This window comes from Streptococcus sp. 2022WUSS037 (assembly GCF_044427225.1).
Lineage (GTDB): Bacteria > Bacillota > Bacilli > Lactobacillales > Streptococcaceae > Streptococcus.
Genome location: NZ_JAOTGJ010000001.1, coordinates 28,098 through 53,032, shown reverse-complemented (window position 1 = coordinate 53,032; position 24,935 = coordinate 28,098). Strand labels below are relative to the sequence as shown.

At 42.6% G+C, this 24,935-nt stretch carries 21 protein-coding genes; 16 read left to right on the top strand and 5 right to left on the bottom strand.

The genetic code is table 11. From position 1 onward, the window contains the following. Window positions 1-39: 39 nt before the first annotated feature. The 8 genes from ODU55_RS00240 to ODU55_RS00205 all read left to right on the top strand — a co-directional run bounded on the left by ODU55_RS00240 (window position 40) and on the right by ODU55_RS00205 (window position 10,378). Window positions 40-1,467 carry a rhamnulokinase family protein gene (locus ODU55_RS00240; RefSeq protein WP_398581470.1) on the top strand — a complete coding sequence of 476 codons (1,428 nt, stop codon included), beginning with the start codon at window positions 40-42 and terminating at the stop codon, window positions 1,465-1,467. Beyond that, on the top strand, window positions 1,451-3,238 hold the full coding sequence (locus tag ODU55_RS00235) for an L-fucose isomerase (RefSeq protein ID WP_398581469.1): 1,788 nt from the start codon (window positions 1,451-1,453) through the stop codon (window positions 3,236-3,238). The genes ODU55_RS00240 and ODU55_RS00235 overlap by 17 nt, the downstream gene beginning before the upstream one ends. A 14-nt stretch (window positions 3,239-3,252) precedes the next feature. Continuing rightward, window positions 3,253-3,897, top strand: coding sequence for an L-fuculose-phosphate aldolase (locus ODU55_RS00230; protein ID WP_398581468.1), 645 nt, complete (start codon window positions 3,253-3,255; stop codon window positions 3,895-3,897). A gap of 16 nt (window positions 3,898-3,913) precedes the next feature. Continuing rightward, entirely contained in the window at window positions 3,914-5,212 is a 1,299-nt protein-coding gene (locus tag ODU55_RS00225; RefSeq protein WP_024377509.1) for an ABC transporter substrate-binding protein, read from the top strand. A gap of 197 nt (window positions 5,213-5,409) precedes the next feature. Then, complete coding sequence (locus ODU55_RS00220) at window positions 5,410-6,330, top strand: carbohydrate ABC transporter permease (RefSeq protein ID WP_024377508.1); 921 nt, start codon at window positions 5,410-5,412, stop codon at window positions 6,328-6,330. Between the two features lie 10 nt (window positions 6,331-6,340). Continuing rightward, the gene (locus ODU55_RS00215) at window positions 6,341-7,180 is read left to right on the top strand and encodes a carbohydrate ABC transporter permease (protein WP_024377507.1); all 840 of its coding nucleotides are present in this window, start codon (window positions 6,341-6,343) and stop codon (window positions 7,178-7,180) included. After that, window positions 7,177-8,511 (top strand): alpha-L-fucosidase, encoded by a 1,335-nt coding sequence (locus ODU55_RS00210; RefSeq protein ID WP_398581467.1) that lies wholly within the window; start codon window positions 7,177-7,179, stop codon window positions 8,509-8,511. The genes ODU55_RS00215 and ODU55_RS00210 overlap by 4 nt, the downstream gene beginning before the upstream one ends. Continuing rightward, window positions 8,501-10,378 (top strand): alpha-N-acetylgalactosaminidase, encoded by a 1,878-nt coding sequence (locus ODU55_RS00205; protein ID WP_398581466.1) that lies wholly within the window; start codon window positions 8,501-8,503, stop codon window positions 10,376-10,378. The genes ODU55_RS00210 and ODU55_RS00205 overlap by 11 nt, the downstream gene beginning before the upstream one ends. Before the next feature lie 395 nt (window positions 10,379-10,773). On the opposite strand, the gene gshAB is transcribed toward ODU55_RS00205, so the two are convergent. Beyond that, window positions 10,774-13,005 carry a bifunctional glutamate--cysteine ligase GshA/glutathione synthetase GshB gene (gene gshAB / locus ODU55_RS00200; RefSeq protein WP_398581465.1) on the bottom strand — a complete coding sequence of 744 codons (2,232 nt, stop codon included), beginning with the start codon at window positions 13,003-13,005 and terminating at the stop codon, window positions 10,774-10,776. Window positions 13,006-13,371: 366 nt separating this feature from the next. Here gshAB and ODU55_RS00195 point away from each other — a divergent pair, with 366 nt between their 5' ends. From ODU55_RS00195 to ODU55_RS00170, 6 genes are all read left to right on the top strand, one after another. After that, window positions 13,372-14,664, top strand: a complete 1,293-nt coding sequence (locus tag ODU55_RS00195; RefSeq protein ID WP_002937782.1) for an adenylosuccinate synthase — start codon at window positions 13,372-13,374, stop codon at window positions 14,662-14,664. A 110-nt stretch (window positions 14,665-14,774) separates the two neighbouring features. Then, entirely contained in the window at window positions 14,775-15,098 is a 324-nt protein-coding gene (gene yajC, locus ODU55_RS00190) for a preprotein translocase subunit YajC (RefSeq protein WP_398581464.1), read from the top strand. Between the two features lie 113 nt (window positions 15,099-15,211). Continuing rightward, complete coding sequence (locus ODU55_RS00185) at window positions 15,212-15,967, top strand: isoprenyl transferase (protein ID WP_398581463.1); 756 nt, start codon at window positions 15,212-15,214, stop codon at window positions 15,965-15,967. A 21-nt stretch (window positions 15,968-15,988) separates the two neighbouring features. Further along, window positions 15,989-16,783, top strand: coding sequence for a phosphatidate cytidylyltransferase (locus tag ODU55_RS00180; protein WP_029186786.1), 795 nt, complete (start codon window positions 15,989-15,991; stop codon window positions 16,781-16,783). 9 nt (window positions 16,784-16,792) lie between these two features. Further along, window positions 16,793-18,052 (top strand): RIP metalloprotease RseP, encoded by a 1,260-nt coding sequence (gene rseP / locus ODU55_RS00175; RefSeq protein ID WP_398581462.1) that lies wholly within the window; start codon window positions 16,793-16,795, stop codon window positions 18,050-18,052. A gap of 470 nt (window positions 18,053-18,522) precedes the next feature. Further along, window positions 18,523-20,385 (top strand): proline--tRNA ligase, encoded by a 1,863-nt coding sequence (locus tag ODU55_RS00170; RefSeq protein WP_398581461.1) that lies wholly within the window; start codon window positions 18,523-18,525, stop codon window positions 20,383-20,385. A 77-nt stretch (window positions 20,386-20,462) separates the two neighbouring features. On the opposite strand, the gene ODU55_RS00165 is transcribed toward ODU55_RS00170, so the two are convergent. Genes ODU55_RS00165 through dhaK form a run of 4 tightly spaced genes read right to left on the bottom strand, consistent with a single transcriptional unit; the run spans window position 20,463 to window position 23,129 of the window. Continuing rightward, on the bottom strand, window positions 20,463-21,173 hold the full coding sequence (locus ODU55_RS00165) for an MIP/aquaporin family protein (protein ID WP_398581460.1): 711 nt from the start codon (window positions 21,171-21,173) through the stop codon (window positions 20,463-20,465). Window positions 21,174-21,182: 9 nt separating this feature from the next. After that, window positions 21,183-21,557 (bottom strand): dihydroxyacetone kinase phosphoryl donor subunit DhaM, encoded by a 375-nt coding sequence (gene dhaM, locus ODU55_RS00160; protein ID WP_398581459.1) that lies wholly within the window; start codon window positions 21,555-21,557, stop codon window positions 21,183-21,185. Beyond that, window positions 21,554-22,129, bottom strand: a complete 576-nt coding sequence (dhaL, locus tag ODU55_RS00155) for a dihydroxyacetone kinase subunit DhaL (RefSeq protein ID WP_172042403.1) — start codon at window positions 22,127-22,129, stop codon at window positions 21,554-21,556. The genes dhaM and dhaL overlap by 4 nt, the downstream gene beginning before the upstream one ends. 10 nt (window positions 22,130-22,139) lie before the next feature. Next, on the bottom strand, window positions 22,140-23,129 hold the full coding sequence (dhaK, locus tag ODU55_RS00150; protein WP_222336911.1) for a dihydroxyacetone kinase subunit DhaK: 990 nt from the start codon (window positions 23,127-23,129) through the stop codon (window positions 22,140-22,142). Window positions 23,130-23,273: 144 nt separating this feature from the next. Here dhaK and dhaS point away from each other — a divergent pair, with 144 nt between their 5' ends. Beyond that, window positions 23,274-23,819: a dihydroxyacetone kinase transcriptional activator DhaS gene (dhaS, locus tag ODU55_RS00145; protein ID WP_024378834.1), complete on the top strand. Its 546-nt coding sequence runs from the start codon at window positions 23,274-23,276 to the stop codon at window positions 23,817-23,819. A gap of 10 nt (window positions 23,820-23,829) precedes the next feature. Continuing rightward, complete coding sequence (dhaQ, locus tag ODU55_RS00140; RefSeq protein WP_105149044.1) at window positions 23,830-24,819, top strand: DhaKLM operon coactivator DhaQ; 990 nt, start codon at window positions 23,830-23,832, stop codon at window positions 24,817-24,819. The last annotated feature ends 116 nt before the right edge of the window (window positions 24,820-24,935 follow it).

Here is a 24,935-nt window from a genome sequence, read left to right as displayed (position 1 = left end):
ATAAAAAATGTAAGCGATAACATTCTAGGAGGAAGACCTATGGAATCTGTTTTAGCAATTGATCTAGGAGCTACCTCGGGCAGGGGAGTCCTTTACTGGATAGAGGACGGATTACTAAAGGCAGAGGAATTGAGCAGATTTGAAAATATTCCAATCAAAGAAAGAGGGAATCTCTGCTGGAACAGCCATCAATTAATGGAACATATTGTCTATACTATTAAGCTAGCCCAAGAGAAAAGTGACCTGCAATCGGTAGGTATAGATACTTGGGGTGTGGATTTTGCTTTATTAGATAGTCAGGGAGAATTGATAGCTCAGCCAGTTCATTATCGTGACAGTCGGACAGAAGGAATATTGGAGGAAGTAGCGGCCTATTCATCCTTGGAGGAACTTTACTACAAAACGGGGAATCAGATTATGGAAATCAACACACTATTCCAGTTGATTCGTTTAAAGAACAGACAACCTGATCAGTACTATAAGGCAGATAGATTAGTGATGGTGTCTGACTATCTGAACTATATGCTTACAGGACAAATAGCCATTGAGAAAACCATTGCTTCTACAATGCAGCTACTCAACCCTTATACCAGAGAATGGAATAAAGAGTTATTAGCTAGTTTTGAAATAGCTGACAATCTATTTCCATCCTTGGTTAAACCCGGAAATATTCTTGGAAGGATACAAGAAAAATGGGGGATCCGTGCTTCCAAAGTCATCAATGTCTGCCAACATGATACAGCAAGTGCAATCGCATCTATTCCAGACGATGAGGAGAGGGTACTCTATATTTCATCAGGGACATGGTCTTTAATAGGGACTGTTTTAAGCTCCCCTCTGATTAGTAAGGAGAGTTACGACAAAGAATTTACGAATGAATTTGGAATAGATGATAGTATAACATTCTTGAAGAACTGTACAGGTTTGTGGATTTTTGAAGAATTAAGAAGACAGTTTAAGGAGCAAGGACAAGAATACTCGTTCCAAATGATTACGGAAATGATTGAAAATTGCCAAGAAGATGTCGCTAGGATTGATACAGAAAATCCAGAATTTGCTAGTGCAGGTAATATGATAGAAAAAATTACCGCCTATGCACAGAGAACTAACCAAGTTCTTCCATCCAGTCCAGCTCACTATTTCAAAATAGCTTATTATGGTTTGGCGGAGAAGTACAAACAAGTGATTTCTGAACTGGAAGATCTGTTAGGTTATTGTTTTGAAAAACTCTATCTATTGGGCGGAGGTTCTAAGTCGAACTATTTCTCACAATTAGTAGCAGATGTGACAGGAAAGACTGTGGTTACTGGTCTGTATGAAGCAACTTCGATTGGTAATGCACTCGTTCAATTTAAGGCTCTTGGCTGTGTTAAAGATATGAAAGAAGCCAAGGAACTTGTAAAAGAGTCTATAACATTTAACTATTTCTACCCAAAAGAGGAGGAAGAAAATGACACTATATCCTAAAATTGGAATCCGTCCAACCATTGACGGTCGACAGGGCGGTGTAAGGGAATCCTTGGAAGAAAAAACCATGCAGATGGCCCTAGCTGCTAAGGATTTGATTGAGTCCAATTTGCGTTATGCAGATGGAACACCTGTTCAGTGTTTACTGGCCAGTCGAACCATTGGTGGTCAGGGCGATGCAGGTATTGTCTACGATGAGTTTGCTCGTGACAATGTAGTTGCTACCTTATCTGTCACACCAAGTTGGTGCTATGGGACAGAAACCATGGATATGGACCCGCACACGATTAAAGCTATTTGGGGCTTTAATGGTACAGAGCGGCCTGGTGCAGTTTATCTAGCCGCAGCCATGAGTGGCTATGCTCAGAAGGGGTACCCAGCATTCAAGATTTATGGCCATGATGTTCAGGACTTGGATGATAATAGCATTCCTGCTGATGTGGCTGAAAAAATCTTGCTATTTGCCAAGGGGGCGATCGCTGCTGGTCAGATGAAAGGCAAGTCCTATGTCAACATTGGAGCTTCTTCAATGGGGATTGCAGGTTCTCAGGTTACCACTTCCTTCTTTGAAGACTATCTGGGAATGTTAGTCGAATTTGTGGATATGACAGAAATCCTTCGCCGTATGGAGTTGGAAATCTACGATAAAGAAGAATATGAAAAAGCTCTTGCTTGGATCAAAGAATATTGTAAAGAGGGTGTTGACATCAATGCAGGGAAGGAATTTCCAGAAGTGATTACCAAATCCAAGGTGATTCCAGCTGAAAAGGATTGGGAATTTATTGCTAAGCAAACCTTGATTATTCGAGACATTCTCTTTGGAAATCCTCGATTGGCAGAGATTGGTTGGGAAGAGGAAGCTCGTGGTAGAAATGCTATTTCAGGTGGTTTCCAAGGTCAACGGCAATGGACTGACTGGTTGCCAAACGGAGATTTCGCTGAAGCAATCCTGGCTTCTACCTTTGACTGGAATGGTCCACGACCTGTTACTGCCTTTGCAACAGAAAATGATACGTTGAATGCGACCGCCATGCTATTTGGAACCCTCCTAACCAATAAGGCTCCAATTTTCTCTGATGTTCGGACCTATTGGAGCCCAGAGGCGGTCAAACGGGTGACAGGTCAAGAGCTAACAGGTAGGGCTAAGGATGGCATCCTCCACCTTATTAACTCAGGAGCTTCAGCCCTTGATGGAAGTGCAGCAGCACGAGATGAAGCTGGTCAGCCAACCATGAAAGAGTTCTGGAATATGACAGAGGAGGATATAAAAGCCTGTCTGGAAGCGACAGATTGGTGTCGAGCAAACTATGAATATTTCCGAGGAGGTGGCTATTCTTCTCACTTCAAGACTCAGGGGGAACTTCCTGTGACCTTGATTCGTGTCAATCTAGTCAAGGGTGTTGGTCCAAGTTTACAAATTGCAGAAGGCTACACCTGTCCATTGGATGATGAAGTACATCGCATCTTGGATGAGCGGACAGATAAAACATGGCCAACAACTTGGTTTGCTCCGAATCTTGGAGAACCTGGTTTTGAAACGGTCTATGATGTCATGAATCATTGGGGATCTAACCATGGAGCCTTTGTTCATGGACACATTGGTGCAGAAGTTATCACTCTGGCTAGTATGTTGCGAATTCCTGTAGCCCTCCACAATATTCCAAGGGAACGAATTTTCCGTCCAAGCATTTTTGATGGTGTCGGTACTAAGGATTTGGAAGCGGCAGATTTCAAGATGTGTGAGGTTTTAGGACCGCTATATAGTAAATAGAAGGAGAACACTTTATGTTCATGGAAAAAGAAAGAAAGGAACTTATAAAGTACGGCAAAAAGTTAGTTACTGAAGGCTTAACCAAGGGTACTGGTGGGAATCTGAGCGTATTTAACCGTGAAAAAGGTCTAATGGCAATCACTCCATCTGGAATTGATTTCTTTGAAATCAAGGAAGAAGATATTGTCATCATGAACTTGGAAGGACAGGTAGTCGAAGGGGAAAAACTTCCTTCTAGCGAGTGGTATATGCACTTGATTCAGTACCAGAAACGAGAAGACCTTGATGCAGTCATTCATGCACATACCACTTACGGAACCGTTTTGGCAGTGCTAAGAGAACCCTTGCCAGCAAGCCACTATATGATTGCTGTAGCAGGAAAGGATGTACGAGTAGCAGATTATGCCACCTATGGGACTAAGGAATTGGCTGAAAATGCTGCTGAGGCGATGAAAGACAGACGTGCAGTCTTTCTTGCCAACCACGGTATCTTAGCGGGTGCTCAGGACTTACTAAATGCCTTCAATATCATTGAGGAGGTTGAATACTGTTCAAAAATTTATTGTGTTGCCAAAAGCATGGGAGAACCAGTCATCCTCCCAGATGAAGAAATGGAATTGATGGCTGAAAAATTTAAAACTTACGGACAAAGGAAATAATACGGAGGAACCTAAAATGAAAAAAAGTTTGTTGAAATGCGGTGCATTGTGTTTGTTTGCGTCAGTCATTCTTGCTGCTTGTGGGTCGTCGTCAGGAACTAGTTCAAGTACTGAAAAAGCCTCAGGTGGTGATGATACTGTTCTAGAATTCTATCATGGTTATCACCATAGTGAAGAAGAATGGCCAGCAGCCAAAGTCATGCGTGACCTTTATGACGAATTTGCTAAAAAACACGCAACTGGCGACGTTGAGTTTAAACCAACTCCAGTGAACGGAAGTTTGACAGACATCATGAACAACAAGGTTGCAAGTGGTGAATTTCCAGATATGATTGACTTGGCTGGTAACGATGTTTCCTTGGCTGCGATTGAACAAAGTTTGGTTCTAGATTTGAAACCATACATTGATGAAAATGGTTTGGAAAAAAATGTTGGTCTAAACTATACACAAAATGATGTGAATGGAAAAATCTATACAGTCCATGACCAATTGTTGACCTTGGGTCTATGGTATAATGCAGATATTTTCTCCAAGGCTGGAGCTAAAACACCTGACCAATGGACCAAGTGGAGTGATTTTACGGAAGCTATGGCCTTGGTTCGAAAACAAGGTGTCTATGCCTTTGGTGCAGGGGAGCCAGCAATTCGTCTCTTTAACACAGTACTTGGCTCATCTGAAGCAGGTCGTAAACTGTTAGAAGGTCCTCTAACGTCTGAAGGAATTGATTCAAAAGAATTTGCTGAAGCCCTTAAATTAGTTATGACAGAAGTTCAAGCTAATGGTTCAGCTAATGCTGGCGGTGATGCCAATGTTTATTCTACTGATTTTACAGAAAATAAATCGGCAGTATTCTTTAACGGAGTTTGGGCAGCAGGTGGTTTGAAAGATAATGCAGCTTTGAAACCAGGTTTGTATGCTGGCAATGTTGCAATTAGTTCAGCTGGTGGTGGTATTACAATTTCAAGCAATCTCTCTGAAGAAGAAGAAAAACTTGCTTTGGAATTTGTAAAATATATGACTAGCGATGAAGTTCAAACAACCATTTTTGAAAAAGTTGGAGCTAACCCAGCCAGCCAAGCAATCGATACTGCAGAAATTGCAAGCGGATCTGACGACGCTACTGTAAAACTCTTAGGTGAAGCAACGTCAATGGCAAACAATGCAGATGTAACTGTTCCGACTGTTGTATCAGTTTGGGGTGGTGACGTTCGTACTGCTATTATCAACGCATTGACTGAAAGTGCTGCTGACGGTGTAGATATTGATCAGAAAGTAAAAGAAACACAAGACATCTTGAAAGCCCTTATCGGCTAATATATCAGGGCTGTTCTCATGTATAGAACCACCTTTCAAGATTAAAGTCAACATCTCAGCGCAGTGGTTGATTGGCAGATTTGTTCGTGCTCCACACTCCAAATCTGACCTAATCAACTGTGCGGGGGCAGGAAGACGAACTCCATTTTACTGTACTGAGTTCTTTCCTGCTCCCTTTTTTAGAAAGTGAGTATTTTATGGCAAAGAAAACCATGACCTTACAAAATAGGAAGGCACAGAAACAACGATTTATTTTTCTATTCTTACTTCCGACATTAGTTTGTTTCTTTCTCTTCTACTTTTATTCGGTGGTAACTATTTTTGCAACCTCCTTTACTAAGTGGGATTACACGAATTTAACCAGCCCAGAATTTCTAGGTTTTGGCAATCTCTTTGCCAATTATAAGTATATTTTTAGTGAGTATCCTTTCTTTTTGGAAGCATTGAAAAATTCAATTACATGGGCAATTATAGGTGTAGTCGTTCAAGTTCCATTAGCTTTATCGGTAGCGATTGCTTTATCAAAAAAATTGGCTGGTTGGAAAATATCTCGAAATCTTTACATCATACCTAGTATTATTTCAAGTGCAGCAATGGGTTTGATTTTTCTTCAGATCTACAATCCAAATTATGGAGTCGTTAACCAAGTTATCCGCTTCTTCAACCCTGAATTTTCGGATGCCATCTTATTGACACCTGGTTTAAATATCATTGCAATGACCTGTGCTTATATTTTCTTTGCAGGGACATCAACCATTATGATTTTAGGTCAAATTTTCGCCATTCCACAAGAAATTCATGAAGCAGCTATTTTAGATAATATCACAGGTTGGAGAAGAGAGTGGTATATCACCATTCCAATGATAAAAGAAACATTAAAAACGGTATCGATTATGGCCGCAACCTCAGGTTTCCTATTGTATAACGAAGTATTCTTCCTTACAAATGGTGCGGCAGGTACCAAGAGTATCAGTTTCATTATCAGGGAGTTGGCAGTATCCAGTTCTCGTACACAATACGCCAGAGCGAATACCATAGGTGTTATTCAGATTCTAGGCGGGATGTTAATCATCTTGTGTATCAATCTGATCTTCAAAGAAGGTAAGCGTAGAAAGTGAGATAAAACGTATGGACAATCGTTTGAATGGCCTTTCCAAAACGGGAAAATTGATTATTTACATCTATATGGCTATTACTTGTTTAATTTCAGTGTTTCCAATTTTATGGATTTTCCTATCGTCCTTAAAAGCAGATCCCATGAAAAATCCTGGTATTAGCTTGCCAACTGATTTGAGCTTTGACGGTTATATCAAGGTGTTTACAGAACTGCATGTATTGGATTATTTTTGGAACAGTTTTAAAGTGGTTTCAATTTCCGTTATTATCAGCATCATCATGATTTCCATGTCTTCTTATGTCATAGCTCGAATGGAATTCCGCGGTAAAAAGTTGATAACTGCCATGTTGTACTCAACTCTTTTTATCCCTGCTACAGCAATGACATTTCCAGTCTATCGCTTGGTAAATGTTCTGGGTATTTATAATACACCAGTAGCTCTGATTTTTGTCTACTCTTGCAGCGGTATTGCTATGAGTTTCTTTATTATAAAAAACTACTTTGCAATCATCCCTAAAGAATTAGAAGAAGCAGCTGAAATTGATGGAGCAAGCTATGCTCAGACATTTTGGAAAGTCATGCTACCAATTGCTAGACCAGGCATTTTAACGGCAGCAATTTTAGCCTTTATTAACAACTGGAATGAGTATTACTGGGCTTCTATGCTGATTATCAATAAAGATGAGTTGACAGTGCCAGCCTTGCTTGGACAATTCACTACTAGCTTTAATACCAACTATAATGGTCTTTTCTCAGCTATCGTTGTGATTATCTTACCACCAATTTTACTCTTTGCTTTTGCAAGTAAATACTTTATTGAAGCCCTTGGAGGAGGAGCAGTTAAAGGATGACAAGAAATAGTTTACAAGAAATAAATAAACGGACCGAATGGTTCCGAAGAGATCGCTTTGGTATGTTCATTCACTGGGGACTTTATTCTATCCCTGGAAAAGGGGAGTGGATTCGTAGCCACCAGCAATTATCCATTGAGGATTATCAACCATTTTTTGAGGCGTTTAATCCTGTAAAATACAATCCGAGAGAGTGGGCAAAAGCGGCAAAGGCGGCAGGTATGAAATACATGGTCTTGACTGCCAAGCACCATGATGGATTTTGCTTGTTTGACTCAGCCTACACTGACTACAAGGCTACAAATACCCCAATCGGAAAGGACTTGGTAGCGGAGTTTGTTGAAGCGGTACGAGAAGAAGGTTTAAAAGTAGGTCTGTACTTCAGCCTGATTGACTGGTATCACCCAGATTATCCGAAATATGGTGATATGATTCATCCCATGCGTGAGAATGAAGCCTTCAAAGATGAGAAGGTTGACTTTGATAACTACTTGACTTTCTTACACAATCAAGTAGAAGAAATTGTAACCAAGTATGGCAAACTGGATATAATATGGTTTGACTACTCTTATGGAGAAATGTTCGGTGAAAAGTGGCGTGCAACAGATTTGATTAAGCTTGTACGTAAGCATCAACCAGATGTAGTTGTTGACAATCGTTTAGAAACATCAGGAGAAGGATTTGGCAGTATTGTAACAGATAATATTAGTTTATATTCTGGTGACTTTGTTAGCCCAGAACAGCTCATACCTCATGAGGGAATTCGAAATATACATGGAGAGCCAATTCCTTGGGAGCTTTGCTTAACTATGAATAATAACTGGGCCTACAATCCTACGGATCATCTCTACAAATCGTCCAGGACACTTATTCGTAAGTTGGTTGAGTGTGTAAGTAAAAATGGGAATATGATTCTGAATGTAGGTCCAGATGCACTAGGAATTATCAACCAAGAGAGTCTGGAAATTCTAAATGATTTTGGAAAATGGCTGGATAAGAATGGGGAGTCCATTTATGGTTGTGGCGTTAGTTCATTACCTAAGCCAGAATGGGGCTACTATACTCAAAAAAGGAATACGGTTTATGCCCATGTCTTCGAACAGCCAATTGGTCCACTTGCCTTGATCGGTATCGATGAAAGCAAAGTGAAAAGGATGAGTTTCCTTCATGATGGTAGTGAAGTGAAGATTTCTAAGAGCTGGACAACTAATGCTTACGAAGGGATTTGTTTTGCCCAGTACGGCGATATTCCTCACTTTACTTATCCTTTGCCAGACAGCGTAGATAGTGTGATTAAGATTGAATTAGTAGGTGATGATAGTGAAGATTGAAAATAAACAGATAGCACGCTATTTTAAATTAGAAGATGGGAAGTTTTATACTTCCCATATCTTGAATAAACAGCTTGATGAACCCATTGGAAATGAAAAAAATACGGAATTCCTTGTTTCTTTTTGTGATGGAAGTCAGCTCAGCTCTGAGGATTTTACAGCTCATGTGGTCGAACAAACCAATGAAAGTCTTTTGGTGAGTTTCTATCATTCAGAAATCCAGTTAACCATTTTTTATTCAAAACGTGAAGATGTACTTGCTAAAGAGGTTACTATTCTGTCGTCTTCTAAAATAATTAACTATATTGATGTGGAGCAGTTTGGTTTTGCAAATTTAGAGCAGGTATATATTCCGAAACAGCAAGAAGATATTAAGGAAATGGCTGGATTTTCTGGCTATTATGTAGAGTTGGGACAACCAATTTATGCCAAGTCCTTCTTCTTTGGTATGGAGTTTCCAATGGGAGAAAATAGACTGGTAGATCAAACCTATTTTTCTCGCTACTATGTCGGTCACGAAATTAAAGAGCCTAAAAAAATCTGGCCAGTTGTTATTGGTGCGGCTTCTGGATTTGAGAAAGCAAGCATTCAACAGGATTTCTTTACTTACATTAGTGGAATTGCTCAGCCAAGTTACTTCAGAAAACAATACAATTCTTGGTATGACTATATGACTGCCATTGATGAAGGGATTATTGTAAAGAGTTTTGAAGAGATTTCACATGGCTTTGAAGACAATGGTGTGAAGTTGGATGCCTATGTCGTTGATGATGGCTGGTGTGATTACCAAAGTGTTTGGGAGTTTAATGAAAAGTTCCCTAACGGTCTAACAAAGGTAAAAGCTCTCGTAAATAATTTAGGTGCAAGTCTTGGTCTTTGGATTGGGCCACGTGGAGGCTATAACGGTACAGAAGTTATCATGAGTGACTGGTTGGAGGTACATCCAGAATTCGGTAGCAAGAATGCCTTGTCAAATGATGTCAATATTGGTGATTTCAATTATTTGGAAGGCATGAAGCAAAAAATGTTGGATTACCAGAAAAAATATGATATCAGCTATTGGAAAATCGATGGTTGGTTGCTGAAGCCAGATAAGCCAGACCCTAGTGGTGAGTTTGCCATGCACACTATGACTCCTGTCTATGAATTCTTGATTGACCTCTTAAAAGATTTAAGGGCGGAGCGTGGAGAGAGAGATTGCTGGTTAAACTTGACTTCTTATGTCAACCCTAGTCCGTGGTTCCTACAATGGGTCAACAGCCTTTGGATACAAATTTCTCAGGATGTTGGCTTCACAGAAAATGCTGGGAATGATATTCAACGGATGATTACCTATCGTGATTGCCAATACGAAGAATTTTTGACCAAACGAGATATTCAATTGCCTCTTTGGAGCCTTTATAACCATGAGCCTGTCTATGCGAGTACGGCTCATACCTGGTACATGGACCATCAAATGTATGCAAGTGTAGAAGAGTTTGAAGATTATCTGATGTTTATTTCTACTCGTGGGAATGCTTTTTGGGAATTCCACTATTCCTATACAATGTTTGATGAGGAACGTTGGAAGGCCAATGCTCGCGCTGTTAAGTGGATAGAGAACAATTACTCAACTCTAAAACACAGTCAAATGATTGGCGGGAAACCGTCAGCGTTTGAAATTTATGGTTACAGATGTATTGATGAAGAAGCAGGAAAAGAAATCCTCTCGCTTCGGAACCCAGCTAGCCATTCAGCCACTATTCAGTTAGATAATATCAATCTTTCCGACTATCAATTGGTTAAAGGCGACTATACAGTCCTGTCAGAAACAGATTTTGAATTAGCTCCATATGCTATTTTGATTTTGATGAAAATAACAGAATAGATTGGTCCTAATTGACAACCTGTAGCTGTTATGGGATAATGTAGAGGAAGATGTTGGTAGGAAAGTCAAGTTGACTTTACCTCAAAATAAAAACCCCTTGCTAGATCCTACAAAAGCAAGGGGTTTTTCTAGTTTCCTAGAAAAGCACTACTATTCATCAAGCCACTTATCAATAGCTAGAAGAATAAGACCAACCGCGAGCGGTGATATGATGTTGGTAAGAAGAAAGTCAAGCATATTACTTTACCTCCTTTCTAAGGCGGTATCGTTAGTGCCATCTAGATTATACCAAAATTTGTACAGCCATGTACAAGAAGATATTTCAGGCTTAATTAGAAGCTGGCTCTGATATTAAAGAAAGCCTCCTTTCCCAGTGAGATAAGGAGGCTTAATTGCTATAGTTCCCCAAACAACTTCCGCAAGATTTTCGGTGTAATGCTCTGTCCAGGTCCTGCGTAGGTGTAGGTGTGCAGGTACATGGCAGGGTTGAAGTTGAGCTCGATACAGGTGCAGTTGGGTTCGTCCTTGCTGGCTGGCTTGGTGCGGTCGGGGATAATCAAGTCTACACCGCAGGCCCAAGCTCCCATAGCAGTCGCCATATCAGCGGCCAGTTGCTTGTAGGACTCGTCCATCTGATCGGTCATATCGATGGAGTCGCCACCGGTTGAGATATTGGAGTTGCCACGTAGAAAGGCTTGAACGCCCTCTGGCAAAACTGTATCAGGCGTGTAACCCTGTTGCTCCAACATAAGCAGTTCGATGTCGCCCAAGTTAATGATTTCAAGTGGTGAACGGTGGTCACGCCCTCGCAGGGGATCTTGATTTTTCTTGTCCACTAATTCACGGATTGTTGACTGTCCGTCCCCCACGACATTGGCTGCGACGCGGAGCAGGACAGCTTCGCACTTGCCGTCCAAGATGAAGAAGCGGTACTCGGTTCCCGCCACGAATTCTTCCACGAGCACATGGCTGTCTTCCGAAAAGGCGATATCCAGGGCTTTTTTATAGTCTGCAAGACTGGCTGGCTCCTGGAAGATAGAGATGCCGAGGCCGAAGTTAGTGGATTTTGGTTTGACAACAATAGCAGAGCTGGCTACCTGTCCGTAATACCGCAGGGCATCTTCCTTGTTAGCAAACTCCGCTCCCGCAGGCACTGGAAAACCAGCCTGGTCTAGAATCTTCTTGGTCACGACCTTGTTGGCCATGGCGAGTGGAATGACGTAGTTGTCCTTGGAGGTCATGTTACCATTTTTGATGTACTCGACATGGTCACCATGCCAGAGTTTGAGAAACTGGTCTTCCTCATCCAAAATCTCTACATTCAAGCCCAGCTGAATGGCATCAAAGAGAATCATCTGGGTGGAGAGTTCCATGTTTTCATAGCCCTTGAGGGCGTAAGGGGCTGTCCAAGCATAATCATGGAAGAGCCGTCCTTGCTGCTGACCAAATCTTTCCAAAGACCCGTCTTCAACCTGCTCTGCTATTTTTCCAGAGAGGGTCAAGCGTGGGTCTTGAAGGGCCGCCTCCACTTGAGCGATGAGCTGGCTGTAGTAGTCGTCTAGTCCGAAATGCTGGACGATAGCCTCCATGGCGGTCAGGATAGGGCGGGCGTCTGCCTCTGCTGGTAGGGGAGTGTGGGGGTAGCTGAGGGCGATGCGGTTGTTGAGGTCTGCTGCCTGAGCCAACTCTTCATCGACCTGGTCCATATCATCTAGCCAGAGCAGTGCCAAGGCAAAGAGGTGGGTGGTATCCAGCGTTTCTTGGCTAATAGCCAGTGGCTCGAAGGGGTTGAGGTCGAAGTTGCGGAACTCCAGATAGGTAATGCCCTTGGTCAAAAAGTCCCGGCTGACTTTGGCGCCACGTAGGCGGACAGCTGAGTAAAATTCCTTTTCAGCGGACAGTTGACCGCTAGCCACAGCTTGTTCGATGTCTGTCACGTATTGCTCTAGCGAAGAGAAGGAGATGCGGACATCGGGTGCGTTGACATAGCCGTAGTTGGAATTGCGAATGGACCGCACACAACCAATCTCATCGGTCAAAAATCCCTTCTCAGCCAGACTGCTAGCTCCGTAGAGGTAGGTCAAGAGCCAACGGTAGCGTAAGAAATTCTGAGCCAGCTTGAGATAGAGGGCGTTTTTGAAGGTGATAAGGTCATCGTAGCCACTGACTACAAAGAGTTGCTGGGTCAGGTCTTTACCTAGCTCAAAATTATAGTGAATGCCTGACATAGATTGAAGCAGTTTGCCGTAGCGTTTCGCCAAGCCGACACGGTACTGGTACTCGTAGTCGCTCTCCAGCTGGGCAATCTGAATCTCATCCTCTGAAATCACAGGTGGCATAGACAGGGGCCAGAGATACTCTGTTTTTTCCATAGAGCGAACAGCTACATCCGTAATGGCTCCTAGGAAACGGCGGGCCTCCTTGGTCGAATGAGCCACAGGCGTAATCAGCTCCAGCTGTGGCTCGCTGTAGTCTGTCTGGATATAGGGATGAAAATTGCGTGAGCCCAATTTTTCTGGGTGGGGCGTCTGAGCTACGCGGTTGTTGTTATTCATTCGTAAGGATTCCCGTTCCACACCAAAGGTGGCTTGGAGGATGGGACTGTTTGGGGATAATTTCTGTAACATAAGCAATCCTTTTTTTGTTTCTCTAAAAATCTACTTCCAATTTTATCTAGTTTGGGGTACAAATACAAATTTCTGCTACGTTTTGAAGGAAAAAATAAAGTTGGTTATTATCCAGAAGCTGCAGACTTCGGGAATTTCAATGAAAAACAACTTTAAAAATGTTTAATAAGGCACTTTGTTCGTATTTTTCTTTTTATCTATTTAAATAAAAGGATAACATCCGTTATAAACGAAAATGTAAGAAATTCTTGAAAAAATGTTCGTTTTTTGGTAGAATAATGTGTAAAAACGAAACTTGTAGGTGAGATTCCTGCCAGAAGTAGAAGAAAGGCTGGGCTGGTTAGCCAGTTCAGAGAAAGAGTGAATATGACATCAGTAGTTGTTGTAGGAACCCAGTGGGGCGACGAAGGTAAGGGTAAAATTACAGACTTCTTGTCTGCTAATGCTGAAGTAATCGCACGCTATCAAGGCGGAGATAATGCTGGGCATACCATCGTTATCGACGGAACTAAGTATAAATTGCACTTGATTCCGTCAGGAATCTTCTTCCCAGAAAAGATTTCTGTAATCGGTAATGGTGTGGTTGTCAATCCAAAATCTTTGGTGAAGGAAATCAACTATCTCCATGATTCAGGTGTGACAACAGATAATTTGCGGATTTCAGACCGCGCACACGTCATCTTGCCTTACCACATCAAATTGGACCAGTTGCAAGAAGAATCTAAAGGTGAGAACAAGATTGGTACAACCAACAAGGGTATCGGTCCAGCTTACATGGACAAGGCAGCCCGTGTTGGTATCCGTATTGCAGACCTCTTGGACAAGGAGATTTTTGCGGAGCGTTTGAGAACAAACTTGGCTGAGAAAAACCGTTTGTTTGAGAAAATGTATGAGTCAACTCCGATTGAGTTTGACGAAATCTTTGAAGAATACTATGCTTATGGTCAAGAAATTAAAAAGTATGTAACAGATACCTCTGTTATCTTGAACGATGCTTTGGACCAAGGCAAACGTGTCTTGTTTGAAGGGGCGCAAGGGGTTATGTTGGATATTGACCAAGGGACCTATCCATTCGTTACTTCTTCAAACCCAGTTGCTGGTGGTGTGACTATCGGTAGCGGTGTCGGCCCAAGCAAGATTGACAAGGTTGTTGGTGTATGTAAGGCCTACACTAGCCGTGTTGGTGACGGACCATTCCCAACGGAATTGCACGATGAAATCGGGGACCGTATCCGCGAAATCGGTAAAGAGTACGGTACGACAACTGGCCGTCCACGTCGTGTTGGTTGGTTTGACTCAGTGGTCATGCGACATAGCCGCCGTGTGTCAGGTATTACCAACTTGTCCCTCAACTCAATCGACGTTTTGTCAGGACTTGAGACTTTGAAAATCTGCGTGGCTTATGACTTGGATGGTGAGCGTATTGACCATTATCCTGCAAGTTTGGAGCAACTCAAACGATGCAAACCAATCTATGAAGAAATGCCAGGTTGGTCTGAAGACATCACAGGTGTGCGTAGTTTGGATGAATTGCCAGAAGCGGCTCGCAACTATGTTCGTCGTATCAGCGAATTGGTAGGCGTTCGTATCTCAACCTTCTCAGTAGGACCTGGTCGTGAACAGACCAACATCCTTGAGAGTGTCTGGAGTGCTAAATAAATCCATGAAGACTGAACGAGAGTTCGGTCTTTTTCTGTTTGGTCGAACTTTGCTTTCTTGTCAAGAATTTGATATAATCATGCTTATCAAACAATAAAAGAGGTAAACATATGGAAGGTTTATTTTTGCCGCTTGTCATGGTTGCCATGATTGGTTTTATGTTCTATTCGCAACGTAAACAACAAAAACAACGTCAAGAAGCGCTAAATCAAATCAAAAAAGGTGATGAAATTGTGACCATTGGTGGGCTATTTGGTATTGTCGATGAAATCGATGATAAAAAGGTGGTTCTCGATGTTGATGGTGTTTATTTGACATTTGAACGTGGTGCTATTCGTAATCGTGTAGCAAGTTCAGGTACTACATCTGCAGTTGTTGAAGAAGTGGCAGTTGAAACGACAGAAGCGACTTCAGAATCTGCAATTGAAGAATAAGGATGAAAAACCGAGGGAAACCTTGGTTTTCTCTTGTTTTAGCCCTGCCTGATTTTTGCTATCCTAGGTAAAAATATGGTATAATGAAACGATTATACAATAAGGAAAATACCATGTTTAAATTTAATTTTAAAAAGAAAGAAAGCATTGAAACAGCAATTGAAGTCCCTAAGCATATCGCTGTGATTATGGATGGCAATGGCCGTTGGGCGAAAAAGCGGATGCAACCACGTATTATGGGGCATAAGGCTGGTATGGATGCACTTCAAAATGTTACCAAGACGGCTTCTGATTTGGGAGTAAAGGTGTTGACTGTCTATGCCTTTTCTACAGAAAACTGGTCTCGACCGGAAAAAGAAGTGAAGTTTATCATGAATCTACCTGTGGAGTTTTATGATAAGTATGTTCCTGAACTCCATGCCAATAATGTCAAAATTCAGATGATTGGTGACCATTCCAAACTTCCTGTTCCGACTCTCAATGCGCTTTATAAAGCTGAACAAAAGACAAAGAGTAACACTGGTTTGATTCTCAATTTCGCTCTTAACTATGGCGGTCGTGATGAGGTGACTCGCGCAGTCAAGGCTATTGCGCAAGATGTCTTGGATGCCAAGTTCAATCCTGGTGATATTGATGAGAAATTAATAGCGGATTACCTCTATACAGGAACCTTATCACCAACGTTACGCGATCCCGATCTAGTTATCCGTACAAGTGGTGAACTTCGTCTTAGCAACTTCCTGCCTTGGCAAACAGCCTATAGCGAGCTGTATTTTACGGATGTGGCATGGCCGGATTTTGATGGTGAGGCTCTTAAATTAGCAATCAAAGAATACAACCGACGTCATAGACGTTTTGGCGGTGTATAAGGAGAAGGTATGACAAACGATTTGCAGAAACGAGTGATATTTGGTGGCATTGCTCTAGCTATTTTCATTCCCTTTTTGTTGGCTGGTGGGATGGCATTTCAATTTTTTGTAGGCCTGTTAGCCATCATTGCTACGGCTGAATTGATTAAAATGCATCGCCTAGCACCAAATTCTATTGAGGGTGTCTTAGCTATGTTGGCCAGTTTAGTCTTGGCTCTTCCGCTCCAGAATTATCTGACATTTTTGCCGACGGATGGAAATTATACAGCCTACGCCATTGTAGTATTTTTACTGCTTGGTTCGACGGTTTTTAATATCGGCCATTACAACTATTCCGATGTGGTCTTTCCAATTGCCTCAAGTTTCTATGTTGGTATCGGCTTTCATAGTTTGATACTGGCTCGTATGGATGGGCTCAATAAAGTCTTCTTTGCCCTCTGTTTAGTCTGGGCAACAGACATTGGTGCCTACTTAATCGGTCGTCAGATTGGTCGGAGAAAATTATTGCCAAAGGTTTCACCAAATAAAACGGTTGAAGGCTTTGTAGGCGGTATTCTTTCTGCGGTGGTAGTCGCTATCATTTTCTTGATTGTCGATAAGTCCTTGTTGGCGGGCTATTCATTTGGCATGATGTTGTTGTTAGTTGTGATTTTCTCGATATTCTCACAATTCGGAGACTTAGTAGAAAGTGCTATTAAACGCCATTTTGGTGTGAAGGATTCTGGAAAAATTATTCCAGGACACGGCGGTATCCTGGATCGTTTTGACGGTATGATTTTTGTCTTTCCAATCATGCACTTCTTTGGATTATTTTAAGGAGGTACTATGAAGGGAATTTTAGCATTTATATTTATATTTGGTGTGATTGTGGTTGTCCATGAATTTGGTCATTTCTACTTCGCCAAGAAAGCGGGTATCCTTGTGAGGGAATTTGCGATTGGGATGGGTCCCAAAATTTTCGCTCATACGGGTAAGGATGGGACACTTTACACCATCCGTATTCTTCCTCTAGGTGGCTATGTTCGAATGGCTGGATGGGGTGAAGATAAGACAGAGATTAAGACAGGTAGTCCTGCCAGCCTCAGTTTAAATGAAGCTGGTGTTGTGACGCGGATTAATTTGTCTGGTAAGCAACTGGATAGTCTCAGTTTGCCAATGAATGTAACCAGTTTTGACTTTGAAGAAAAATTAGAAATCACAGGCTTGGTCTTGGAAGAAAGCAAGACCTATAAGGTTGATCATGATGCCACGATTGTAGAGGAGGATGGAACAGAAGTTCGGATTGCTCCACTTGATGTTCAGTATCAAAATGCGACAGTCTGGGGTCGGTTGATGACCAACTTTGCGGGTCCCATGAATAACTTTATTTTAGGGATTCTAGTATTTATTATTTTGTTCTTCATGCAAGGCGGGGTTGCCAACCCATCAAGCAATGCAGTAAGTATTACTGAAGGTGGTGCTTTGCAGGCTGCGGGTGTTGTCACAGGGGACAAGATTCTTTCGGTCAATGGGAACACGACAGATAGCTACACAGAAGTTGCAACGATTATTAGCAAAGCAGCGATAGATGCAACAACAGCCCCAAGCTTTGATTTGGTTGTTGAGCATGATGGGAAAAACCGTCATGTCTCCGTTACTGCTGAACAAGTAGATGGGGCCTATCGAATTGGTATTTCACCGATTTTGAAAACTGGTTTCGTTGATAAAATTGTCGGTGGTTTCCAAGAAGCGGGAGCGACAGCTCTTAGGGTTGTAACAGCTTTGAAGAATCTAATTGCAAACTTTGATGTTAAGCAGTTGGGGGGACCGGTTGCTATTTACAAAGTAAGTTCTCAAGCGGCTGAATTTGGTTTGGTTTCTGTATTGGGGCTAATGGCTGCGCTCTCCATTAACCTTGGAATCTTCAATTTGATTCCAATTCCAGCCTTGGATGGTGGTAAGATTGTTATGAATATTCTGGAAGCCATTCGCAGAAAACCACTCAAACCAGAGACGGAATCTTATATCACTCTAGCAGGTGTAGCTGTTATGGTGGTTCTTATGATAGTAGTCACTTGGAATGATATTATAAGAGTCTTCTTCTAAGATAAATTTGAAATTTATGAAAGGAATTGAATGCGTGCTAAACGCAGGACGTTCTGAAAACTATGAAAGGAATTGAACACGGGCTGAAACCGTGTCTTCCTGTCAAACAAATGATGAAAGGAACTAAGGAGGTTCGTAATTGAACTCGGTCTAAAAACTCGGAAAATAGATTGAGAATTACGCTTCTGGATTTCCTGATGATGAAACTACGAAAGGAATTGAATGCGTGCTAAATGCAGGATGTTCTGAAAAATACGAAAAAGAAAGGAACAGAGAGTTTTCAGATTTGAACTCGAGCGTCAGCGAGGGTTTTGAAAAGCGACTTCTGTGATTCCTAATCAAGTAAACTACGAAAGGAATTGAACAAAAGCTAAAAACCTAGTAAAAAAGACCAATCGCCTTGTGCCGATAGGCACTGCGTTGATTGCCTATTTTTATACGGTTTTCTTGACGCTTTTGTATCTTAAATTATGAAACAGTCTAAAATGATTATCCCTACTTTGCGGGAGATGCCTTCGGATGCGTCGGTGATTAGCCACGCTTTGATGTTGCGTGCGGGTTATGTTCGTCAGATTTCTGCTGGTATTTACAGCTACTTGCCATTGGCTAACCGTGTCATTGAAAAAGCAAAAAATATCATGCGTGAGGAGTTTGACAAGATTGATGCTATTGAATTTTTGGCACCAGCTCTCTTGTCAGCGGACATTTGGCGTGAGTCAGGTCGTTACGAAACATATGGCGACGATCTTTACAAGCTCAAAAACCGCGAAGGTTCTGACTTTATCCTGGGTCCAACCCATGAAGAAACAGTAACCCTTTTGGCGCGTGATGCGGTCCAATCTTACAAGCAGTTACCGCTCAACATCTACCAAATCCAGCCCAAATACCGTGATGAAAAACGCCCGCGTAACGGTCTTCTCCGTGGTCGCGAGTTCATCATGAAAGATGGCTACAGCTTCCATGCTAGCTACGAGAGCTTGGATCAGACCTACGATGACTATAAGGCAGCTTATGAGGCTATTTTCACTCGTGCAGGCTTGGAGTTCAAGGCCATCATCGGTGACGGTGGTGCCATGGGTGGTAAGGATAGCCAGGAGTTTATGGCTATTACACCAGACCGTACTGACCTGGACCGTTGGGTTGTCTTGGACAAGTCGGTTGCTTCTTTTGAAGAAATCCCAGAGGATGTTCTTGAAGCAATCAAGGCAGAACTCTTGGCTTGGTCTGTGTCTGGTGAAGATACCATCGCCTACTCTAGTGAATCAGGTTATGCTGCCAACTTGGAGATGGCAACCAGTGAATACAAACCAAGTACAGCAGTTGTCGTCGAAGAAGAATTGGTTAAAGTAGCGACGCCAGATGCCAAAACCATCGACGAAGTTGCTGCCTTCTTGAATGTTGCGGAAGAGCAAACCATCAAAACCATGCTCTTTATGGCAGACGGTGAGCCAGTTGTTGCCCTCCTTGTTGGCAATGACCAGGTCAACGATGTTAAATTGAAAAACCACCTTGGTGCAGATTTCTTTGATGCTGCTAGCCCAGCGGATGCGGAAAACATCTTCGGTGCAGGATTTGGTTCCCTTGGCCCAGTTGGCTTGCCAGAAAACATCAAGATTATTGCAGACCGCAAGGTGCAAGATGTGAAAAATGCTGTTGTCGGTGCCAACGAAGACGGTTTCCACTACACAGGTGCCAATGCAGGACGTGATTTCCAAGTGACAGAGTATGTGGATATTCGTGAGGTCAAGGAAGGTGAGCCTTCTCCAGACGGACACGGGGTTCTCAACTTTGCCCGTGGTATCGAGATTGGTCACATCTTCAAACTCGGTACACGCTATTCAGACAGCATGAATGCCAATATCTTGGATGAGAATGGTCGTTCTATGCCGATTATCATGGGATGCTACGGCATCGGTGTTAGCCGCCTCTTGTCAGCCGTTCTGGAGCAACACGCTCGTCTCTTTGTTAACAAGACACCAAAAGGTGAGTACCGTTACGCCTGGGGCATCAACTTCCCTAAAGAATTGGCACCGTTTGATGTGCATTTGATTCCAGTTAATGTCAAAGATGAAGAAGCAATGGCCTTGACTCAGTCTATCGAAGCAAGTTTGGTTGGTGCAGGCTATGAAGTCTTGACAGATGACCGTAATGAGCGTGTCGGCGTTAAATTCTCTGACAGCGATTTGATTGGTTTGCCAATCCGTGTGACCGTTGGTAAGAAAGCCGCAGATGGTATTGTCGAAGTGAAAATCAAGGGAACAGGCGACACGGTTGAAGTCCATGTGGACCAACTCCTTGAAACCTTGCAAATCCTTACAAAAGAAAATGAATAACAGAAAAAGACTTGGTTGATGATAGCCAAGTCTTTGTTGATAAAATAGGCTTGGTTTTAGTCACCCAAGCCAATTTTTTATAACATATTTAGTAGGAGGTTATAGAGGATAGCTCCTGCGACTCCTCCAAGAATTGGGCCAGCAACTGGGATCCAGCTATAAGACCAGTCAGAATCTCCCTTGTTTGGAATTGGTAGGATGGCATGCATGATACGAGGACCTAAGTCACGAGCTGGATTGACTGCGTAGCCTGTCGTTGATCCTAGTGAGAAGCCGATTGCAAATACGATAAGTCCCACGATGATTGGGCCGAGGCCAGCGCTGACATTGTTAGGACCAATTGCAAGGATTCCCATGACTAAGACAGCTGTACCAAGAGCTTCGCCGAGCAAGTTTGAAGCTGTGTGACGAAGAGCTGGTCCAGTAGAGAAGGTAGCAAGGATTGTTCCGCTATCTTTTGTTTCCTGCCAATGTGGGTAGAAATGGAGATAGAGGACGATGGATGCCAACATTGCTCCAACAAATTGGGCAAGTAGGAAGCCTGGGACTTGAGCCCATGGTAGGGAGCCGATAGATGCCATTGCGATAGTGACAGCTGGATTCAGGTGGGCAGGTCCAAAAATTCCTGATATGTAGACGGCAATTGTTACAGCGATGCCCCATCCTAGTACGATGGTCAGCCAGCCGCTATTTTCAGCCTTGGTTTTAGAGAGGATGCAGGATGCAACCACACCGTTTCCAAGTAATACTAGTATGAAAGTTCCAAGTAATTCTCCAATCAGATTCATAATGACCTCCTATTTATTGATTGTCAGTTCTTTTAATTGTTCAAGAATAGTCTCCAAGTCAGCTCCAGCCTGTAAGAGAGCTGCGGCAGTATAACAACCTTCGACGACTGGTACGGTTTGGATAAGAATTTGTCTGTCTGTAAAATCGGCAGCAAGTTCCATGTTCATTCGGGCGCTACCTAGGTCGAAAAAGGCAAGGAGAGTATCAGCAGGGTTTGCTTCAACTCGCTCTTGTACGATTTCAAAGCTAGTACCGATGCTACCATCTTCTAGTCCGCCACAGTAGGTGATGGGAATATCTTTTGCGACTTCAGATACGAGGTCAATGATTCCTTGTGCCAAATTTTTTGAATGGGATACGAGTAAGATACCAACCTTTGTCATAGTCCCACCTCCAACATGGCTTCAAAGAGAAGTCCAGATGAGAAAGAGCCTGGATCAATGTGTCCAATAGACCTTTCCCCAACATAGGACGCACGGCCCTTGGTTGCAACAATATCCTTTGTCCCTTGAACGGCTTTATGGATAATTTCCGTTGTCAGCTGGCTTTCTCTTAGGGCAGAAATAACAGGAATCCACACGTCTACCATGGTTTTCTCGCCCAATTCAGCCTTGCCGCGTTTTTGGATCATGTCCAAACCTGCTTGAAGCATGTCTGCCGAATCAGCGCCAGCTTGACTGGCTTTAGTAATACCCATAAAGGCAGAGCCGTAGAGAGGACCGGAAGCACCGCCAACCTTGCTGAGAAGTTGCATGGCAACCACCTTAAAGACTTGGTCAGCAGTCTCATAGTCTTTCTCAGATAGCTCCTGCATGACGGCAGCCATTCCTCGCGCCATGTTGCCCCCGTGATCTCCATCTCCGATTGGAGAATCGAGTTCGCTCAAATAATCTTTGTTTTCTTGAATTTTTTTGTTGAATGTCTCCATCCAGAGCAGTGCTTGTTTTGCATCCATAGTCTTTCTCCTACCAAGCTACCACTTCAACAGGGGCCTGCAAAGCGTTAATCCAGCTTGGGTCTTCTAGTTTGATTAAGGTCAATGACAGTCCAGCCATATCAATTGATGTCATGTAGTTACCGATTTTCTTGTAGTCAACGACCACACCTTTTTTAGCCAGCAATTGAGCAACGTCGTTGGCAAAGACATATTGTTCCATGAGAGGAGTTGCGCCGAGACCGTTGATAAGGACACCATAATGCTCGCCATCTTGAATATCAAAGCCTTCTGCCAATTTCTCAACCAATTCTTCAGCCAATTTAGCAGATGGTTGGAGTTTTTCTTTCTTATAGCCAGGTTCACCATGGATACCGACACCGTATTCAAATTCATCCTCTTCAAGGACGAAGCCTGGTTTGCCCACTTCTGGTACCGTAGCACCTGATAGGGCTAAGCCGATAGTCTTGATTTGTGGGACGAGACGGTCAGCCAGTTCCTTAATCTCAGCCAGAGATTTGCCAGTTGTTGCAGCGTGACCGAGAATCTTATGGACAAGGATGGTACCAGCTACACCACGACGGCCTTGGGTATAGAGGCTATTTTCCACAGCGATGTCATCGTCCACGATGACACTGGCTACTTCGATGCCCTCCATTTCCGCCAATTCTTGTGCCATCTCAAAGTTCATGATGTCGCCAGAGTAGTTTTTGATGACCATAAAGACGCCAGCTCCCTCGTCAGCGGCCTTGATGGCTTCTAAGATTTGGTCTGGTGTTGGTGAGGTAAATACTGCACCACATACAGCGGCGGACAACATGCCCTTGCCGACAAAGCCTGCATGAGAAGGTTCGTGACCAGAGCCACCTCCTGAGATGATGCCGACTTTACCAGTTTTTTCAGCCTTGCGGATAATCACATCAAATCCATCGATACGATCGACAAGATCTTGGTGCATAAAGACAAGTCCTTTTAACATTTCATCAACGACATGTTCGGGTTGATTGATAATTTTTTTCATGAGAAAACTCCTTTATTTTGTTTGCGTTTTCATTTTACATTGTCCAAAAGAAAAAAGGAAGGGACAGATTGTCCAAAGTGTCCCTTTTGTTCCAAAGAAAAGCATGATAGGGTATAATGGAGAGGAAGCGAAAGGAAGTGACATATGCCAACCTCGTTGATTACAAAGAAAAGGATTGCAAAGGCTTTTAAAAAACAGCTATCCCAAAAATCCTTTGATAAAATCTCAGTTGTCGACATCATGCAGGAAGCAGGGATTCGTCGTCAAACCTTTTACAACCATTTTTTAGACAAGTATGAGTTGCTGGACTGGATATTTGAAACAGAATTGCAGGAGCAGGTAACTGACAATCTAACCTATATTAGTGGAATCAAGCTTCTGGATGAGCTTTTGTACTACATCGAGAGTAACCAATCTTTCTATAGGCAACTCTTTGAGATTAAGGGGCAAAATGATTTTGTCAGCTATTTAGAAGGCTACTTTATGGTTTTGATGGAGAAAATTATCAACGAGTACCAGCTCCAGGAGGGTAAAATGATTTCCCAACAGGATAAGCATTTTTTGATTCTCTATCATGCTAATGCTTGGATTGGACTGATAAAGGAAGGACTGACGCAGTCGCCTTGTCAGATTCACAGCTATTGGAAGCAAATGGTGGCTCTTGTTCGCGAGTCGTTTTTGATTTTGTAGGAGTTAATATATGGTGTTTATTAGAAATAGACAGGCAACAATTATTGAAGATTATTTGGATGGTTTCTGTCGAACCAATCCTAAAGTGAAGAAAGTGAAGGGCCTTCCGATTGTGCTTCAGAAAGTGCAGGATGACCATTTAGTTCCAATTATTTCAGGTGGTGGTTCGGGGCACGAACCGGCACATATTGGATTTGTCGGAAAGGGTATGTTGACTGCTGCAGTATATGGTGAAATATTTACGCCCCCAACCGCTGAAGAAGTATTGGCAGCCATTCGTGTAGTAGATAAAGGCAAGGGAGTTTTTCTGATTGTAAAAAACTTTGAGGCAGACCTTGTCTCTTTTAGAAAAGCTATCGAATTGGCTCGGCAGGAGGGGATTGCAGTCAAGTACATCGTATCCCATGACGATATTTCGGTCGATACTAAGAATAATTTCCGTATGCGGCATAGGGGGCTTGCAGGGACCATTCTACTTCATAAGATATTAGGAGCTGCTGCGCTTACTGGCTATAGCTTGGATGAATTGGAACAGCTGGGACTGTCTCTGGCAACAGAGATTGCGACCATCGGTTTTGCAACCAAGTCGGCCTATTTGCCCAATGCTGCCCTGCCTTTGTTTGATTTGGAGGAGGGACAAATATCTTACGGCATCGGTATCCATGGAGAAGAGGGCTATCGGACGGTTGCATTTGAATCTTCTGAGCAGTTAGCCAACGAAATTGTGAACAAATTAAAATTAAAATTCCGTTGGAAGGAGGGCGAGGAGTATATTCTTTTGGTCAATAATCTTGGTTCTATGTCGGAGATTGAGCAAGGAATCTTTTTGAATGACATTTGCCAATTTCTAGAGCTAGAAGGTTTACAGCTTTCCTATATTAAAATAGGTAAATTTATGACCAGTCTTGATATGGGAGGAATTTCTGTCACCCTCTGTCGTGTCAAGGATCGAAAATGGCTGGACTTTTTAGAAGCACCGACAGAAGCTGCGGCTTGGTAAGTTAAGTATCAAATGATGAACCTCTTTTGGAATGCCGAAGAGGTTTTTTCTCTCTCCCAAGAAATTTTCCTCTATTTATGGTAAAATGTTTCTAACGAACTACAAAGGAAATAAGT

What these genes read in the sequence shown, in the direction of transcription:
- ODU55_RS00240 (WP_398581470.1), top strand. Translation starts at nt 40, where the DNA reads ATGGAATCTGTTTTAGCAATTGATCTAGGAGCTACCTCGGGCAGGGGA.
- ODU55_RS00235 (WP_398581469.1), top strand. Translation starts at nt 1,451, where the DNA reads ATGACACTATATCCTAAAATTGGAATCCGTCCAACCATTGACGGTCGA.
- ODU55_RS00230 (WP_398581468.1), top strand. Translation starts at nt 3,253, where the DNA reads ATGTTCATGGAAAAAGAAAGAAAGGAACTTATAAAGTACGGCAAAAAG.
- ODU55_RS00225 (WP_024377509.1), top strand. Translation starts at nt 3,914, where the DNA reads ATGAAAAAAAGTTTGTTGAAATGCGGTGCATTGTGTTTGTTTGCGTCA.
- ODU55_RS00220 (WP_024377508.1), top strand. Translation starts at nt 5,410, where the DNA reads ATGGCAAAGAAAACCATGACCTTACAAAATAGGAAGGCACAGAAACAA.
- ODU55_RS00215 (WP_024377507.1), top strand. Translation starts at nt 6,341, where the DNA reads ATGGACAATCGTTTGAATGGCCTTTCCAAAACGGGAAAATTGATTATT.
- ODU55_RS00210 (WP_398581467.1), top strand. Translation starts at nt 7,177, where the DNA reads ATGACAAGAAATAGTTTACAAGAAATAAATAAACGGACCGAATGGTTC.
- gshAB (WP_398581465.1), bottom strand. Translation starts at nt 13,005, where the DNA reads ATGTTACAGAAATTATCCCCAAACAGTCCCATCCTCCAAGCCACCTTT.
- ODU55_RS00195 (WP_002937782.1), top strand. Translation starts at nt 13,372, where the DNA reads ATGACATCAGTAGTTGTTGTAGGAACCCAGTGGGGCGACGAAGGTAAG.
- yajC (WP_398581464.1), top strand. Translation starts at nt 14,775, where the DNA reads ATGGAAGGTTTATTTTTGCCGCTTGTCATGGTTGCCATGATTGGTTTT.
- ODU55_RS00185 (WP_398581463.1), top strand. Translation starts at nt 15,212, where the DNA reads ATGTTTAAATTTAATTTTAAAAAGAAAGAAAGCATTGAAACAGCAATT.
- rseP (WP_398581462.1), top strand. Translation starts at nt 16,793, where the DNA reads ATGAAGGGAATTTTAGCATTTATATTTATATTTGGTGTGATTGTGGTT.
- ODU55_RS00170 (WP_398581461.1), top strand. Translation starts at nt 18,523, where the DNA reads ATGAAACAGTCTAAAATGATTATCCCTACTTTGCGGGAGATGCCTTCG.
- ODU55_RS00165 (WP_398581460.1), bottom strand. Translation starts at nt 21,173, where the DNA reads ATGAATCTGATTGGAGAATTACTTGGAACTTTCATACTAGTATTACTT.
- dhaM (WP_398581459.1), bottom strand. Translation starts at nt 21,557, where the DNA reads ATGACAAAGGTTGGTATCTTACTCGTATCCCATTCAAAAAATTTGGCA.
- dhaL (WP_172042403.1), bottom strand. Translation starts at nt 22,129, where the DNA reads ATGGATGCAAAACAAGCACTGCTCTGGATGGAGACATTCAACAAAAAA.
- dhaK (WP_222336911.1), bottom strand. Translation starts at nt 23,129, where the DNA reads ATGAAAAAAATTATCAATCAACCCGAACATGTCGTTGATGAAATGTTA.
- dhaS (WP_024378834.1), top strand. Translation starts at nt 23,274, where the DNA reads ATGCCAACCTCGTTGATTACAAAGAAAAGGATTGCAAAGGCTTTTAAA.
- dhaQ (WP_105149044.1), top strand. Translation starts at nt 23,830, where the DNA reads ATGGTGTTTATTAGAAATAGACAGGCAACAATTATTGAAGATTATTTG.